This is a genomic window from Nocardioides sp. CPCC 205120 (genome assembly GCF_048654585.1).
GTDB lineage: Bacteria > Actinomycetota > Actinomycetes > Propionibacteriales > Nocardioidaceae > Nocardioides.
Genome location: NZ_JBMCYY010000001.1, coordinates 424,370 through 439,725, shown reverse-complemented (window position 1 = coordinate 439,725; position 15,356 = coordinate 424,370). Strand labels below are relative to the sequence as shown.

Sequence of the window (15,356 nt, the reverse complement as noted above, 5' to 3'; positions counted from 1 at the left end):
CGCGTCCGACCGCCGGTGGATCCCGTGCCCCCGACCCGGTCAGCCGACCCGGTCAGCCGACCCGGTCAGCCGACCCGGTCATGCCGACTCGAAGGAGAAGTACGCGATCGGGTTGCTGCCGGGGGTCGTGGCGCCGGGAGCGGGCTCGATCGTGATGCCGACGGCCTCGGCGGCGTCGGCGTCGCCCTCGAGGGGGAGCGCCTGGTTGCCCTCGCCCGTCATGACACCGGCCGGCAGCATCTCGTCGTCCGCCGACTGGAACCACAGCTGGTAGACCTGCGACGGGTCGAGCGCCGGCATGCCGGAGGTCACGATGACGGCGCGGCCGACGTCCTCCGACCAGTGCACGGTCGCCTCGGCACCCTCGGGCAGCTGGGCGCCGCCGGCGGGGTGCGCGGCCTGCACGTCGCTGGCCGACAGCACGGACGCGACGACGTCGTCGGTGGGCGACTGGGTCGGGTCCGCGACGGACGGCTCGTCGCCGTGGTCGCCGAGCTGCTGCGCGGTGACGCCCACACCGGTGGCCACGACGACCGCGGCAGCGGCGGCGACCAGCGCGGTGCGCAGGCGACGACGCCGCATCGGCACCACGTTCGACGCCGCGGCGGGCTCCCCGGGCTCGGCGGTCTCCCCGTGCACCACCGGGCGCTCGGGGTGGACCGGCTCGGGGCCGACGGGGGGCAGCGGGCGGACCTGGTTGATGCCCTGGAGCACGGCGGCCCGCACGGAGGCGGGCGCGGCCGGGGTCTCGGAGACGAGGGGGAGCAGCGCGGCGGCCTCCTGCAGGGAGGCGACCTCGGCGCGGCACTCCGCGCACTGCGCCAGGTGCTGCTCGAAGTCGGCGCGCTCCGCGTCGGACAGGGCGTCCACCGCATAGGCGCCCGTGAGGGCGTGGATGTCGTTCACTGGCCCACTCCCATCGCGTCGCGCAACCGGATGAGGCCATCCCGGATGCGTGTCTTGGCCGTCCCGACCGGTAGGTCGAGCATCGTTGCCACCTCCGTGTGCGTGTAACCGCCGAAGTAGGCCAGCTGCACTGCTTCGTGCTGCACCGCCGTCAGCGCCCCGAGGGCGGAACGGACGCGCTGGGCCTCGATCGAGGAGTGCGCCGCCTCCGCCGTGGCGTCGTGGTCGACGCCCTGGCTCTGCTGGTGGTACGACGTGTCCCGCCGCGTCGCGGCCTCCGCCGAGCGGACCCGGTCGACCGCCTTGCGGTGCGCGATCGTCATGAGCCACGCGAGCGCGGAGCCGCGCTCGGGGTCGAACCTCGAGGCCGTCCGCCAGATCTCCAGGAAGACCTCCTGGGTGACCTCCTCGGCCTGCGAGGGGTTGCGCACCACCCGCAGCACCAGTCCGTGCACGCGGGCCGACGTCGCGTCGTACAGCGAGGCGAAGGCCTGCTCGTCGCCGCGGCTGGAGAGCCGGAGGAGCGAGCCGAGCTGGGTGTTCACGTCACCGTCCACGGGGACGGGGGCGGCACCAGCGGCGCGGGCGGGCGGTACCTGCCCGCCCGTGCCCTCCGGCGGATCGCCGGAGGGCACGGAGCGGAGGGTGTTCATGCGCTGATCATTCCCTGAAGTGCAGTCGGGTCGCAGTCAGTCCGTCACGCGGGCGGCAGCATGACGCTGTCGATCACGTAGACGGTGGCGTTGGCCGTCTGGATGCCGCCGCAGAGCACGGTGGCCTCGGTGCCGGTGGAGCCGGACGTCACGCCCTGCTCCGCGTCACCCTCGACCGTCAGCATCGCGCCGTTGAGGGTTTCGTGCTCGCCGGCGACCTCGTCGGGCTCGAGGCGCTCGGGCACCACGTGGTAGCTGAGCACGGGGGCGAGAGCACCCTCGGGGTCGGCCGTCAGGCTCGACATGACGTCGGCCGGGACGGCCTCGAAGGCACCGTTGAACGGCGCGAAGACGGTGAGGCCCTCGGCCGAGTTGAGCTGGTCGGCGAGACCCGGCACCAGGCCGACGGCGCCCACGAGCTGCGACAGGAGCGGGTTGTTGCTGGCCGCGGTGGCGACCGGGTCGACGGTCATGCCCTCGAGGGAGCCCGCACCGTCGGTGGGGATCTGGCCACAGGCGTCGCCGAAGACGGCCGACTCGGTCATGGCGCCGTCCGTGGTCTCGCTGGAGCCGGCGTCCGAGCTGGTGTCCTCGCTCGGCGACGACTCGGACGAGCCGCCCGAGGAGTCGCTGGCGCCGTCCTCGGAGGAGGAGTCGTCCGAGCACGCGGCCAGGCCGACCGACATGGTCAGGGCGAGGGCGGCGATACCGCTCGCGCGACGGATCGTGGAGCGGTGGGAGATGGTCTTCATGGTGATAGCCCTTCCGGTTCGTCGTCCCGCACTTCTCGGCCCGACCTTCCGGGCCGGTCCCTCCGCGGGCTTGCACAGGTAGTTCGGTGGTGCTCGGCGGACGGATTGGGCCCGGACGGACTTTTTCTCCGAGTTTTCCCGCGGGTTGCCCGGCGACCGCGCGCGCCGGACGTCCGGTGGTTTCGAGGGGCGCTGGCGCGCCCACCTCAACCACCGGGGCGGTGGCCGGTGGGCTCCGGTGGTTGAGGTGGGCCCCCCCGGGGCCCCTCGAAACCACGCCTGCGCGAGCACCGGGTGGTTTCGAGGGGCGCTGGCGCGCCCACCTCGACCACCGGGGCGGTGGCCCACCTCGACCACCGGGGCGGTGGCCCACCTCGGGTACCGGGCGACGACCACCCCGACCACCCACCCCCGGACGCACGAACGAGCTGCCGCCACCTCCCGTCGTACCGGGGAGGGGCGACAGCTCGTCGAGCTGCGGTGGGCGTCAGGCGATCTGGATGGCGCGGGTGTGGAGGCCGCTGGAGCCCTCGGGGAAGGGGGCCATGCGGGCGTCGGTCTGCACCTCGCCGTCGACGTCCGTGGCGCGGACGGTCACGGTGTGGCGGCCGGACTCGGTGGCGTCCCACTCGTAGTACCACTGCCGCCAGTAGTCGACGCCGGCGTCGGCGCCCAGCGTGGCCTCGGTCCAGCCGCCGCCGTCGATCTGCACCTCCACCTTGGCGATGCCGCGGGTCTGCGCCCAGGCGACACCGGCGATGACGACCGTGCCGGGCTCCTTCTCCTCGGCCGCCTTCGGCACGTCGACGCGCGAGGAGATCTTCACGGGGGCCTGGGTGGCCCAGCCGCGCTCGGTCCAGTAGGCGACCTCCTGGTCGTACGTCGTGAGCGTCAGCTTGGTGAGCCACTTGGTCGACCCGACGTAGCCGTAGATGCCGGGGATGACGAGACGGACGGGGAAGCCGTGCTCGCGGGGGAGCGGCTCGCCGTTCATGCCCACGACCACCAGCGCGTCGCGGCCGTCGGTGACGACGTCGAGCGGGGTGGAGATGGTGAAGCCGTCGACCGCCGTGGAGAGCAGCTGGTCTGCGCGGTCGCCCACGCCGGCGCGCTCGAGGAGGTCGGTGAGGGGGACGCCGAGCCAGCGCGCCGCCCCGACGTACTGCCCGCCCACGTCGTTCGAGACGCAGGTCATCGTGATGTCGCGCTCGACCATGTCCATGTCGAGCAGCTCGTCCCAGGTGATGGTGAGCTCGTTCTCGACGTCGCCGTCGATGGTGAGCGTCCAGTCGTCCTGGTCGACCACGGGCACGGTGAGGTTGACGTCGACGCGGTAGAACTCCTCGTTCGGCGTGCGGAACTTCGACAGGCCGTCGATGTCGAGACCGTCGGGCAGGTCGGGGTCGGAGTCGACGGCGGTCGGCAGCACGATGTTGCCGATGCGGGTCTTGACCGAGCCGATCCACTGACCGACCGCGCCGGCCGCGGCGGCGGTCGCGGCGAGCACGCCGCCGGCGACGAGCACGCCGCGGCGGGTGGGACGCGGGCCCGTGGGGTGGTCGGTCGCGCCGGCACCCTCGGTGTCCTGGGTCGTGGCCTCGCGCGGCGCGTCGGCGGCCGCGGGCGTCGTACCCGGTCCCACCCCCAGCGCGGTGCGGTGGAACCACCACAGGGCGGCGGCGCCGGTGACGGCCGTGGCCAGGGCCGGCACCAGGTCGACGATCGTCGCGGTGGGGCGCACGAGGGCGAGCACGCCGGCGACGCCGACGAGCACCAGCAGCAGCGCCAGCCCGACGACGAACCGGCGGGCGGCGATGATGCCCGCCACCGCGGCCAGCAGCAGGGTCACCAGCAGCACGGAGCCGATGAGGATCGGCTTGTCCGCGTTGCCGAAGTTCGAGACCGCCCACTCCTTCACCGGGGTCGGCGTCAGGTCGATGACGGTCGAGCCGACCGCGAGCACCGGCGAGGCGGACGGGTCCAGCAGGGAGGCGACGAGGTGGCCGACGGCCATCCCGACGAGGGTGGCGAGGACGCCGCCGAGCGCGGCGATCGCCGTGCGGGCGCGCCCGCCGACGGCGGGTCTGCGGTGGGTCGTACCGCTCGCTGAGGTGGCCATGGGAGGTGTTCGTCGCCACCGGTGCGGCGGATGGGTGGGCTCGCCCGTAGGGTCGCCGCGTGACGGCGGTGCTCGAGGGGTTCGCGACCATCGGCGTGCTCATCCTGGTCGGCGCCCTGCTCGCCCACCTGGGGATCGTCGACCTCCCCGGCCAGCGCGCGCTGTCGCTCATCGCCTTCTACGTGGCCAGCCCGGCGCTGCTCATCACCGTGCTGGAGGACGCCGACATCGGCGCGGTCCTCTCCTCCACGCTGGTCGCGTCGGCGGCCGGGGTGGTGGTGACGGCCGCCGTCTACGTCCTCGTCGCGCGGCTGGTGCTGCGCCGCGACCTCGCCCACACGGTGGTCGGCTCGCTGTGCTCCGCCTACGTCAACGCGGGCAACCTCGGCATCCCCATCGCGGCGTACGTGCTGGGCGACGCCGCGCTCGTCGCCCCCGTCCTGCTCCTGCAGCTGCTCGTGCTGCAGCCCCTGGCGCTCACGGTGATGGACGTCGCGGTGGCCGAGCAGCGGCTCTCGGTGTGGCGGATCCTCAGCCGCCCGCTGCGCACCCCGCTGACCGTCGGGTCCGCGATCGGCCTCCTGCTGGCCGGCACCGACGTGTCCCTGCCCCGGGCCGTGCACGACCCGCTCGAGCTGCTGGCCGCCATGGCGGTGCCGAGCATGCTGCTGGCGTACGGCGTGTTCCTGCGGCTCGGCCCCCGCCCCGGGCTCAACGACGCCCCGGAGCTGCTGCTCATCACGTCGCTGAAGCTCGGGGTGCAGCCGGTCGTCGCGTGGGCGGTCGGGCGCTTCGTGCTGGGGCTCGACGACACGGCGCTGCTCGCGGTCACCGTGCTCTCGGCGCTCCCGACCGCGCAGAACGTCTTCGTGCACGCGACGCGCTACGACCGCGGCGTCGTGCTGGCCCGCGACGCGGTCTTCCTCACCACCGTGCTCTCGGTGCCCGTCGTGACCCTCGCCGCCGCGCTGGTCGTCTGAGCCGCTCAGCGCACGCCGGGGCGGTGTCGACGGTTCCTCAGCCCAGGTCGCGGCGCATGCAGCCACGCGGCCAGGCGTCGAGGCCGGCCGCCGCCTCGGCCGCGCGCAGGCGGCGCAGCCCCGGGGTGACCTCGTGGTCGGCGAGCCAGCGGAAGCCGAGCCGGCGGTAGTAGGGGCCGTTCCACGGCACGTCGCGGTACGTCGTGAGGGTCACCGCCGGCAGGCCCCGGTCGCCCGCCCAGGCGACGAGCCGCTCCACCAGCGCCGCGCCGTGGCGCCGGCCCGCGTGGTCGGGGTGGACGCTCACCTGGTGCACGTGGGCGCAGCCGTCGACGACGTCCCCCAGGAGGTAGGCGACCACCCGGCCGTCGACCGTGAACACCCACGCCGGGCCCCGGGCCACCTCCGCCGCCAGGACGGCCGCGGGCGGGGGCTCGTCGTCGGCGACGAGGTCCATCCCGAGCGTGCGGAACGCCGCGCCGGCGGCGGCCTCGACGGTGCGGAGGGCCTCGACGTCGTCGACGGTCGCCGCACGGAGCACCGGATCCACGCCGCTCACCGTAGGCGGCGGGCCGGCGCAGGCGGCAGGATGCCCGCCATGACCGACGAGCTCGTCCACCTCACCCACGCCGACACGGCCGACGGCCGGGTCGCCACGATCACCCTCGACTCCCCGCACAACCGCAACGCCCTGTCGCGCCAGCTGGTCACCGAGCTGCTCGACCACCTCGCGGCGACGCACGCCGACCCGGAGGTCAAGGTGGTCGTGCTGCGCACCGCGCACCGCGTCTTCTGCTCCGGCGCCGACCTCTCGGAGGCCGCGACGGCCCCGATGGAGGAGGGCGCCCGCGCGGTGGTCGAGCTGCAGCGCCGGATCGTGGCGCACCCGAGGCCGGTCGTCGTCGCGCTGCCCGGACCCGTGCGGGCCGGCGGCATCGGCATCGTGGCGGCCGCCGACGTGGTCGTCGCCAGCACGGGGGCGACCTTCGCGCTCACCGAGGTCAAGCTCGGCGTCACCCCGGCCGTCATCTCGCTCACCGTGCTGCCCCGGCTCACGTCGCGGGCCGCGAGCCTCGTGGCGCTGGGCGGCGAGGTGTTCGACGGCGCCCGCGCCGCGGCGTACGGGCTCGTGACCACCGCCGTCGAGCCCGACGAGCTCGACGCCGAGGTGGACCGGGTGGTGGCCGCGCTCGCGAGCGGGGCGCCGCAGGGGTTGGCCGAGACGAAGGCGCTGCTCAACCGCGACCTGCTGGCCCGCATCGACGCCGAGGGCGAGCGCCTCGTCGAGCTCAGCGCGCGGCTGTTCCGCTCCGACGCCGCCCGCGAGGCGATGACGGCGTTCCTGTCGCGGGGGCGGTGAGCGGGGCGCCGTACCCGCGCCGGCCCCCGGTTCGTGGTGGCAGCGCCGCGGAATCCCTGGCGCTGCCACCACGAACGGGCGGCACGACGGGCCCGCTCAGGTGATCGCGACGAGCTCGTCGAGGTCGTCGCCCGGCAGCGTGCCGTCGACGATCGCGAAGACCTGCGAGGAGAGCAGCTCGATCTGGCCGCCGTGGTTGTCGCAGAACGCGGTGTCGGCGGCGTCGCGGCCCGTCGCGATGCGCACGAGCGAGGAGCGGGGCGCCAGGCAGGTGGCGTCGGCGACGAACCACGTGTCCCCGACGAGCGCCTCGGCGACGGCGTGGAAGTCCATCGGGTCGCAGCCGGGCGCGTAGACCGCCGCCAGCCGGGCCGGCACCCCGAGCGCCCGCAGCAGCGCGACGGTCAGGTGGCTGTAGTCGCGGCACACGCCCGCGCCCTCCAGCAGCGTGTCGGTGGCGCCGTCGGTCGGCTTGCTCGCGCCGAGCACGTAGTCGAGACGCGCCCCGACCCACGCCGCCACGCGCGGCAGCAGCACCTGCGGGGCGTCGCCGTGCTCCTCGAGCACCTCGGCGAACTCGGTCGCCGCGAACCCGAAGAACTTGTCGGCCTCGGCGTAGCGGCTGGGCCGCAGGTAGAGGGAGCGCTCGTACGCCGTGCCCGTGGCCCGCTGCGCCCGTCCCCGCACGGTCGCCTCGTAGGTCACGACGAGCCGGCCCCGCCCGGGGTCGAGCTGGTGGATGCGGGCGCCGGAGGGGTCGCGCACCTCGCGGACCTCCACGGGCCGCCCGTCCAGGGTGCAGCGCAGGTCCTCGGTCACCTGGCCGTCGTCGTACCGGCCGCTGACGGCGACCTGCAGCTCCAGGTCCGTGGGGTCGAGCACGTCGATCTCGAGGCGGCAGCCCATGTCGCGCTTCACACGCCCATTGTGGGGGTCCGCGGGTCGCCGTGGGATATCACGGCGGTCACGTGCCGCGGGTAGAGTTTCCTGCTTGCCCGTCGCTGCGAACGCGACGGACGTAGGGTCCCGCGCCGGGGCCCGTCGGAGGGTGCGGAAGGTGCAGAAGTGACGCAGGACCAGGCGCCGGAGGACGGCGCGCAGCAGACCGAGGACGTCGCCGCCCGAGAGGTGGCCACCGAGCAGGCATTCGTCGACCACGTGCAGGCCCAGCTGGTGCACTCCACGCAGCGCGCGCAGCGCCTCGCGGCGGAGGGGCACGCGCGCGGCAAGCTCGGCCACGAGGGCGGGCTCGTCGAGCGCGACGCCATGGTGTTCCAGGCCGCGAAGCGCATGGCCCAGCTCGACGCGGCCCACGAGGGCCTCGTCTTCGGCCGTCTCGACCTCACGCAGGACCGCGACCCCGAACCCCGCTACGTCGGCCGGATCGGCCTGCGCGACGAGCAGCACGACATGCTGCTCATCGACTGGCGCGCGCCCGCCGCCGCGGTGTTCTACCAGGCCACGGCCGCCACGCCCCAGGGCGTCGTACGGCGTCGCGTGCTGCGCAGCACCGGCAGCACCGTGCTGGGGGTCGAGGACGAGCTGCTCGACGCCGAGGGCCAGGCCGAGGCGGAGGCCGCCGGGCGCAGCCTGCCGATCATCGGCGAGGGCGCGCTGATGGCGCAGCTCTCCCGCGCCCGCGACCGCTCGATGCACTCGATCGTCGCCACCATCCAGGCCGAGCAGGACGAGGCGATCCGCGCCCCCTCGAAGGGCGTCGTGTCGATCTCCGGCGGCCCCGGCACCGGCAAGACGGTCGTGGCGCTGCACCGCGCCGCGTTCCTGCTCTACAACGACCGTCGACGCTTCGAGACCGGCGGCGTGCTCGTCATCGGCCCTAGCGGCGTGTTCATGCGCTACATCGAGCGGGTCCTGCCGAGCCTCGGCGAGACCGCGGTGGCGCTGCGCTCGCTGGGCGAGGTCGTCGACGGCGTGCGCGCGAGCCGCCACGACGAGCCGCGGGTCGCCGACGTCAAGGGTTCGGCCCGCATGGCCGAGGTCGTGCGCCGCGTCGCCCGCCAGCAGGCGCCGGGCTCGCCGACCGAGTTCTCCGTCTTCTGGCGCGACAACCGCATCGTGCTCGACCGCGGCGTGCTCGGCCGGATCCGCCGCCAGCTGATGAGCCAGGGCCTGCGCAACCGGCAGCTGCCGCGCGTGCCGCGGGCGCTGCTCGACGCGATGTGGCGCCAGGTGCGCTCCGAGCGCGGGCGCGACCTGGGCCGCGAGTTCTTCGACGAGGACATGCTCGACCACGCCGCCTTCGTCGAGTTCGCGACGGCGTGGTGGCCGCCGCTGTCGGCCGTCGAGGTCTTCACCTGGCTGCGCGACCCCGACCTGCTCGCCCGGGTCGCCGACGGCATCCTCGAGCCCGAGGAGCAGCGCCTCCTCGTGAAGTCGTGGGGCACCGGCCCCGTCGACCCGCGCACGGGCGCCGGCATCAGCATCGAGGACGTGCCGCTCATCGACGAGCTTCGCTACGCGCTGGGCGACGTGCCGGCCGCCACCGAGTCCGACACCTCGCTCGACGACGTGCTCGGCGCCGCGGAGGGCGGCGTCGACCTGCAGGAGCTGACGACGGCGTCCGACCGGGAGTACGCCCCGTCGGGCCGCGCCTGGACCCCGCCGACGCACCGCATCGAGGACGACCCGTTCGCGCACGTGCTCGTCGACGAGGCGCAGGACCTCACGCCGATGCAGTGGCGGATGGTCGGTCGCCGCGGGCGCACCGCGTCGTGGACGATCGTCGGCGACCCGGCGCAGTCGTCGTGGCCCGTGCCCGCCGAGGCCGCCGCCGCGCGCGCCGAGGCGCTCGAGGGCAAGGTCGAGCACTCGTTCCACCTCTCGACGAACTACCGCAACTCCGCCGAGATCTACGCGTACGCCGCCGACTACGCCGCGCGCGTCGGCCTCGACGCCGACCTGCCGGACGCGGTCCGCCGTACCGGCACGGCGCCGGTCGAGATCGGCCCGGTCGCCGACGCCGACCTCGAGGGCGCCGTGCGGGCCGAGGTGGCGCGGATCGCGGGCGAGGTGGCCGGCACCGTCGGCGTCGTCGTGCCCGTCGCGCGCCGCTCCGAGGTCAACGCGTGGCTCGCCTCGTGGCCCGAGCTGGCCGAGGACGCCCCGTCGGCGGCCGCGTCGGTCGACTCCGGGAGCGCGCCGAGCGGCACCGACCGCGTCGTCGTGCTCACCGGCCTCGACACCAAGGGCCTCGAGTTCGACGGCATCGTCGTGGTGCGTCCCCAGGAGATCGAGGACGAGTCGCAGACCGGGCGCGCGACGCTCTACGTCGTGCTCACCCGCGCCACGCAGCTGCTGTCGACGGTCGGGTGAGCGGCGTGGAGCCGGTGCCGACCGGGGAGCCGACCGGGGAGCCGACCGGGGAGCCGACCGGGGGCGGGCGCCCGGGCGCGGGCCTGCGCGTGCTCGTCGTGACGGTCGTGCACCACCCCGGCGACGCCCGGATCGCGCACCGCGAGATGGGCGCGCTGCTCGACGCGGGGTTCGAGGTCACCTACCTGGCGCCGTTCTCGGGCTTCGACGTGCCCGCGCGCCCGGGGGTGACCGTGGTCGACGTACGCCGCTCCTACGGCCGCCGACGCCTCGGCGCGCTGCTCGACGCCCGGCGCAGGATCCGGGCGCTGGCGCCCGAGCACGACCTCGTGCTGCTCCACGACCCCGAGCTGCTGCTCGTCGCGGGCGCCGCCGGCCGCACGCCGGTGGTGTGGGACGTGCACGAGGACGTGCCCGCGACCGTCGAGATCCGCACCTGGATCCCGACCTGGCTGCGGGTGCCGCTCGCCGGCTTCCTCCGGTTCCTGCTGGGGCGCGCCGAGCGCCGCCACCACCTCCTGCTCGCCGAGCACGGCTACCGCCGGCTGTTCCGCGGCGACCACCCCGTCGTACCGAACTCCACGTCCGTGCCCGCCACCGTGCCCGGGCCCGACGCCGAGGGCCCCGCGCGGGTCGTCTACCTCGGCTCGCTGACCCGCGACCGCGGCGCCGACGAGATCGTGGCGCTGGCCCGGGAGCTGCGGGAGCGCGGGCGCGACGACGTGCGCGTCGAGGTCGTGGGTACGGCGCACGGCACCGTCGGCGCCGCGCTGCAGGCCGAGCACGACGCGGGCACGCTGACCTGGCACGGCTTCGTGCCCAACGACCGGGCGCTGCCGCTCGTGCAGGGTGCGGTCGCCGGGCTGGCGCTGCTGCACGACGAGGCGAACCACCGGGTGTCGCTGCCGACGAAGAACATGGAGTACCTGGCCCACGGCGTCCCCGTCGTCGCCACCCCGCTCCCCGAGGTCGAGGCGTTCCTGGCGGCCTCCGGCGGCGGCGTCGTCGTGCCCTTCGGCGAGGCCCCGACCGACGCGGTGCTGGCGCTCGCCGACGACCGCGAGCACGCCCGGGCCCTGGCCGAGCGCGGCCACGCCCACGTCGCCGCCCACCACAACTGGGACCACGACCGCACCGTGCTCGTCGAGCACCTCGCCCGCTGGGCGCGCGCGGGCCGCTGAGCGACGACCCGCCCCAACCACCGCCGACGGGGCGGCTTGGGACGGCGGCGCGGCACGCCGTACGGGGAAAGTAGGCTCACCTGCCATGACCACGCCCCCCGCCGCCCTGACCGTCGAGGACGCCCTCGCCGCGCTCCAGGGGCACGAGGCGTGGGCGATCATCCGGCGCTCGACGCGGGCGGGTGACCGCGACACCGTCGGGTTCGTGGGCGGCCGGCGGTGGGTCGCGGAGTCGCTGCTCGACATCCCCCTCGAGACGGGCGTGCCCGCGCCGGGCCGCACGTGCGACCGGCTCGTGGCGGTGCCGTTCCGCCAGGTCGCCGAGCGCGGGTTCGAGGCCCACGACGACGGCACGCCGCTCGTGGTCGTCGACGTCGAGGACGAGTGGGAGTTCTCCGTCGCCGAGGTCGTCGACGCGCTGCCGGTCGGCGAGGTCGAGTTCACCGACCGCGGCGGGTTCGAGCTCGACGACGACGCCTACGCGAAGGTCGTCGACCAGGTCATCACCGAGGAGATCGGCCAGGGCGAGGGCGCGAACCTCGTCATCGGCCGGCAGTACCGCGCCGTGGTCGCCGACTGGAGCGCCGAGAAGGCGCTGACCGTCTACCGCCGCCTCCTCGAGCGCGAGCGCGGCGCCTACTGGACCTTCTGCTTCTTCACCGGCGACCGCTACCTGGTGGGTGCCAGCCCCGAGCGCCACGTCAGCGTGCACGGCGGCGACGTCCGCATGAACCCCATCTCCGGCACCTTCCGCCTCCCGCGCGGCGAGGCGGCCGCCGCGGAGCTCAAGCCGCGGCTGCTCGACTTCCTCGCCGACGAGAAGGAGGTCTACGAGCTCTTCATGGTCGTGGACGAGGAGCTGAAGATGATGTGCGACATCTGCCACGAGGGCGGCCAGGTGCTCGGCCCGTTCCTCAAGCCGATGTCGCACCTCGTGCACACCGAGTACCTCCTCGCCGGCCGGACCGACCGCGACGTGCGCGAGGTGCTGCGCGACACGATGTACGCCGCCACCGTCACCGGCAGCCCCGTCGAGAACGCCTGCCGCCTCATCAAGGCCCACGAGCCCGGCGGCCGCGGCTACTACGGCGCCGCGCTGGCGATCCTCGGCCGCGACGAGCAGGGCGAGCCCGTGCTCGACAGCCCCATCGTCATCCGTACGGCGGACGTCGACGTCGCCGGCAACCTCACCGTCACCGCGGGCGCGACCCTCGTGCGGGACTCCGACGCGGCGTACGAGGTCGCGGAGACCCACGCCAAGGCCGGCGGCATCCTCAGCGCCTTCGGCCTGGTGCCCGCCGCCCCGGCCAGCGGCGTCGACGTGCACGAGCTCGTCGCCGACGAGGACGTGCTGCTCGCGCTCAACGCCCGCAACCGGCGGCTCTCGTCGTTCTGGCTGACCGACCAGGCCGGCGAGGACGCCGACCCCGACCTGGCCGGGCGCAGCGTCGTCATCCTCGACGGCGAGGACGACTTCGTGAACATGCTCCGCCACGTCTTCGCGGTGCTCGGCATGACGAGCGAGGTCGTGCGGCACGAGGCCTACGAGCCGGGCGCGCTCGACGGGTTCGACCTCGTCGTGGTCGGCCCCGGCCCGGGCGACCCGCGCGACGACGACGACCCGAAGATGGCGCACCTGCGCGCCGCGGTCGCCGAGCTGATGGCGGCCGAGCGGCCGTTCCTCGCCGTGTGCCTGGGCCACCAGGCGCTGTGCCACCACCTCGGGCTGCCGCTGGCGTTCAAGGACATCGTCTTCCAGGGCACGCAGTCGCCGGTGCGGATGGACGGGCGCACCGAGCGCGTCGGCTTCTACAACACCTTCGTCGGCCGCGTGCCGACCGACGGCGTGGGCACGGACGGCCGCGCGGCGGTGGGCGGCGGCGTACGGGTCGAGGCCGACCCCGCGACGGGCGACGTGCACGCGCTGGCGGGGCCGCACTACCGCGGCATCCAGTTCCACGCCGAGTCGATCCTCACCCAGAACGGCTTCGACATCCTGCACCGGCTGGTGCGGGAGCTGCTCGTCTGAGCCGGCCCCGGTGAGCCGCCCGGACGTGGTGGTCGTCGACCACCACGACTCCTACACGCAGAGCCTGGCCCACCTCGTCGCCGCGGTGACGGGCGCGCTGCCGCGCGTGGTGCAGCACGACGAGGTCGACGCCGCCGACGTGCTGCGCCACTCCCACGTCGTGCTCTCGGCCGGGCCCGGGCACCCCGACGTCGAGCGCGACTTCTCGGTCGGGCGCGCCGTGCTGCTCGCCGGCACCCGGCCCGTGCTCGGTGTCTGCCTCGGCCTGCAGGGCCTCGTGACGGCGTACGGCGGACGCGTCGCCCGCCTCGCGCCCGCCCACGGCGAGGTCGCCCGGGTGCGGCACGACGGGCGCGGCGTCTTCGCCGGCCTCCCGGCCGACCTGGCGGCCGTGCGCTACCACTCGCTGGGCGCCGTCGAGGTGCCCGACTGCCTCGAGGTCTCGGCGACCTGCGCCGGCGAGCCGGGCGAGCGGCCCGTCGTCATGGGGGTGCGGCACCGCACCCTGCCGCTCGAGGCGGTGCAGTTCCACCCCGAGTCGGTGCTGAGCGAGCACGGCGCGGAGATGGTGGCGACGTTCCTGGGGCGCTGAGGCGCCGCCCCGCCCCGCCCGCCCGTTCGTGGTAGCAGCGCCAGGCATTCCGCGGCGCTCCTACCACGAACCGGGGTGGGCGCCGCTGGGCTACCGTCCTGCCCGTGCCCCCGCCGGACCGCGACGTCGACATCGAGGCGCTCGCGACGGCGTACCCCCGCTGCGTGTGGCTCGACGGCGGCGCCGGGCGCGACTGGTCGGGGCGCCGCTCGTTCGTCGCGGGCCTGGAGCCCGACGACGTCTCGCTGACGTACGACGCGGTGGCCGGCGAGGTGCGCCGGTGGACGGGCCGCCCCGGGCGCTGGCGCTCCACCGTCGTCGGCGACGACCCCTTCACCGTGCTCGCCGCAGAGGTCGAGCGGGAGCCGGGCGCGCGGTGGTTCGGCTACCTCGGGTACGCCGCACGCCGCGACCTGCCCGCCCTCCTCGACCCGGCCGACCCGCCCGAGGCGGTGTGGCTGCGGCCGAGCCGGGTGCGGGAGGTGCAGCACGCGCCGACCCCCGACGCCCCCGCCGTACCTGCCGTGCCGCCCGCCGACCGCCCCCCGGTCGTCGACGTCCCCGAGGACGTCCCCGCCGCCTATGCGGCCGCGTTCGACCGCGTGCAGGAGGCGCTCCACGCCGGGGACTCCTACGAGGTCAACCTGACCCACCGCGTCGACGCCCGCTCCGAGCTCGCGCCGTGGGCGGCCTACGCCCGGCTGCGGGCGGCCAACCCCGCGCCGTACGCCGGGTTCCTCCAGCACGACGTCACCGGCGAGGGGGACGCGGCGCCCCACCGCGCCCGCGCCTGGCTGCTCGGCTCGTCGCCGGAGCGGTTCGCGCGCATCACGGCACCGGGCGACGGCGCCACCCGCCTCGTGGAGACCAAGCCGATGAAGGGCACCGCCCCGCGCAGCGCCGACCCGGAGGCGGATGCCGCGCTGCGCCACGCCCTCGCCACCGACGCCAAGACGCGCGCGGAGAACCTGATGATCGTCGACCTGCTGCGCAACGACGTCGCGTCGGTGAGCCGCCCCGGCACGGTGCGGGTGCCGGACCTCATGGCGACCGAGAGCTACGCCGGCGTCCACCAGCTCGTCTCGACCGTCGTGGGCGAGCTGCGCGCCGACATCGGGGTGGTCGAGGCCGTGCGCGCGCTGTTCCCCGCGGGCTCCATGACGGGCGCACCGAAGCTGCGCACGATGGAGGTCGTGGCGGCGGTGGAGGGCTCGTCGCGCGGTCCGTACGCCGGCGCCCTCGGCTGGCTGTCGGGCGCGGGCGCCGACCTGGGGGTGGTGATCCGCAGCCTGTACGGCGCGGACGGTCGCTCCTGGCGCGCCGGGACGGGCGGCGGCATCACGGTGCGCTCGCGGGTCGCCGAGGAGTGGGCCGAGGCCGGGTGGAAGGTCGAGCGGGTGCTGGGCGCCCTGCGCTGAGTTCCTGGGCCCGATCGTGGTGGGAGCGCCACG

The 15,356-nt window shown here is 75.1% G+C and carries 13 protein-coding genes; 7 read left to right on the top strand and 6 right to left on the bottom strand.

All coding sequences use genetic code 11. The features are described 5' to 3' along the window. Positions 1-78: 78 nt before the first annotated feature. The 4 genes from ACOACO_RS02115 to ACOACO_RS02100 all read right to left on the bottom strand — a co-directional run bounded on the left by ACOACO_RS02115 (position 79) and on the right by ACOACO_RS02100 (position 4,430). The gene (locus ACOACO_RS02115; protein WP_420294607.1) at positions 79-906 is read right to left on the bottom strand and encodes an anti-sigma factor; all 828 of its coding nucleotides are present in this window, start codon (positions 904-906) and stop codon (positions 79-81) included. Continuing rightward, positions 903-1,559: an ECF RNA polymerase sigma factor SigK gene (gene sigK / locus ACOACO_RS02110; protein ID WP_420294606.1), complete on the bottom strand. Its 657-nt coding sequence runs from the start codon at positions 1,557-1,559 to the stop codon at positions 903-905. Before sigK ends, ACOACO_RS02115 begins: the two co-directional genes overlap by 4 nt. Before the next feature lie 44 nt (positions 1,560-1,603). Continuing rightward, on the bottom strand, positions 1,604-2,311 hold the full coding sequence (locus ACOACO_RS02105) for a fasciclin domain-containing protein (protein WP_420294605.1): 708 nt from the start codon (positions 2,309-2,311) through the stop codon (positions 1,604-1,606). A gap of 487 nt (positions 2,312-2,798) precedes the next feature. Beyond that, positions 2,799-4,430: a molybdopterin-dependent oxidoreductase gene (locus ACOACO_RS02100; protein WP_420294604.1), complete on the bottom strand. Its 1,632-nt coding sequence runs from the start codon at positions 4,428-4,430 to the stop codon at positions 2,799-2,801. Between the two features lie 59 nt (positions 4,431-4,489). Here ACOACO_RS02100 and ACOACO_RS02095 point away from each other — a divergent pair, with 59 nt between their 5' ends. Then, positions 4,490-5,410, top strand: coding sequence for an AEC family transporter (locus ACOACO_RS02095; RefSeq protein WP_420294603.1), 921 nt, complete (start codon positions 4,490-4,492; stop codon positions 5,408-5,410). A gap of 37 nt (positions 5,411-5,447) precedes the next feature. Here the strand turns inward: ACOACO_RS02095 and ACOACO_RS02090 are convergent, their stop codons facing one another. Then, positions 5,448-5,960, bottom strand: a complete 513-nt coding sequence (locus tag ACOACO_RS02090; protein WP_420294602.1) for a GNAT family N-acetyltransferase — start codon at positions 5,958-5,960, stop codon at positions 5,448-5,450. Positions 5,961-6,008: 48 nt separating this feature from the next. On the opposite strand from ACOACO_RS02090, the gene ACOACO_RS02085 reads away from it, so the two are divergent. After that, complete coding sequence (locus ACOACO_RS02085) at positions 6,009-6,770, top strand: enoyl-CoA hydratase-related protein (protein ID WP_420294601.1); 762 nt, start codon at positions 6,009-6,011, stop codon at positions 6,768-6,770. A 96-nt stretch (positions 6,771-6,866) separates the two neighbouring features. On the opposite strand, the gene ACOACO_RS02080 is transcribed toward ACOACO_RS02085, so the two are convergent. Beyond that, positions 6,867-7,688, bottom strand: coding sequence for a transglutaminase-like domain-containing protein (locus ACOACO_RS02080; RefSeq protein ID WP_420294600.1), 822 nt, complete (start codon positions 7,686-7,688; stop codon positions 6,867-6,869). A 147-nt stretch (positions 7,689-7,835) separates the two neighbouring features. Between ACOACO_RS02080 and ACOACO_RS02075 the strand changes: the two genes are divergently transcribed. The 5 genes from ACOACO_RS02075 to ACOACO_RS02055 all read left to right on the top strand — a co-directional run bounded on the left by ACOACO_RS02075 (position 7,836) and on the right by ACOACO_RS02055 (position 15,323). After that, a complete protein-coding gene (locus ACOACO_RS02075; protein ID WP_420294599.1) occupies positions 7,836-10,103 on the top strand; it encodes a HelD family protein in 2,268 nt (755 codons plus the stop codon). Next, on the top strand, positions 10,100-11,284 hold the full coding sequence (locus ACOACO_RS02070) for a glycosyltransferase family protein (protein ID WP_420294598.1): 1,185 nt from the start codon (positions 10,100-10,102) through the stop codon (positions 11,282-11,284). The genes ACOACO_RS02075 and ACOACO_RS02070 overlap by 4 nt, the downstream gene beginning before the upstream one ends. Before the next feature lie 85 nt (positions 11,285-11,369). Next, the gene (locus ACOACO_RS02065) at positions 11,370-13,313 is read left to right on the top strand and encodes an anthranilate synthase family protein (RefSeq protein WP_420294597.1); all 1,944 of its coding nucleotides are present in this window, start codon (positions 11,370-11,372) and stop codon (positions 13,311-13,313) included. Positions 13,314-13,323: 10 nt separating this feature from the next. Continuing rightward, on the top strand, positions 13,324-13,905 hold the full coding sequence (locus ACOACO_RS02060; protein ID WP_420294596.1) for an anthranilate synthase component II: 582 nt from the start codon (positions 13,324-13,326) through the stop codon (positions 13,903-13,905). 104 nt (positions 13,906-14,009) lie between these two features. Next, positions 14,010-15,323, top strand: a complete 1,314-nt coding sequence (locus ACOACO_RS02055) for an anthranilate synthase component I family protein (RefSeq protein ID WP_420294595.1) — start codon at positions 14,010-14,012, stop codon at positions 15,321-15,323. Positions 15,324-15,356: the final 33 nt, after the last annotated feature.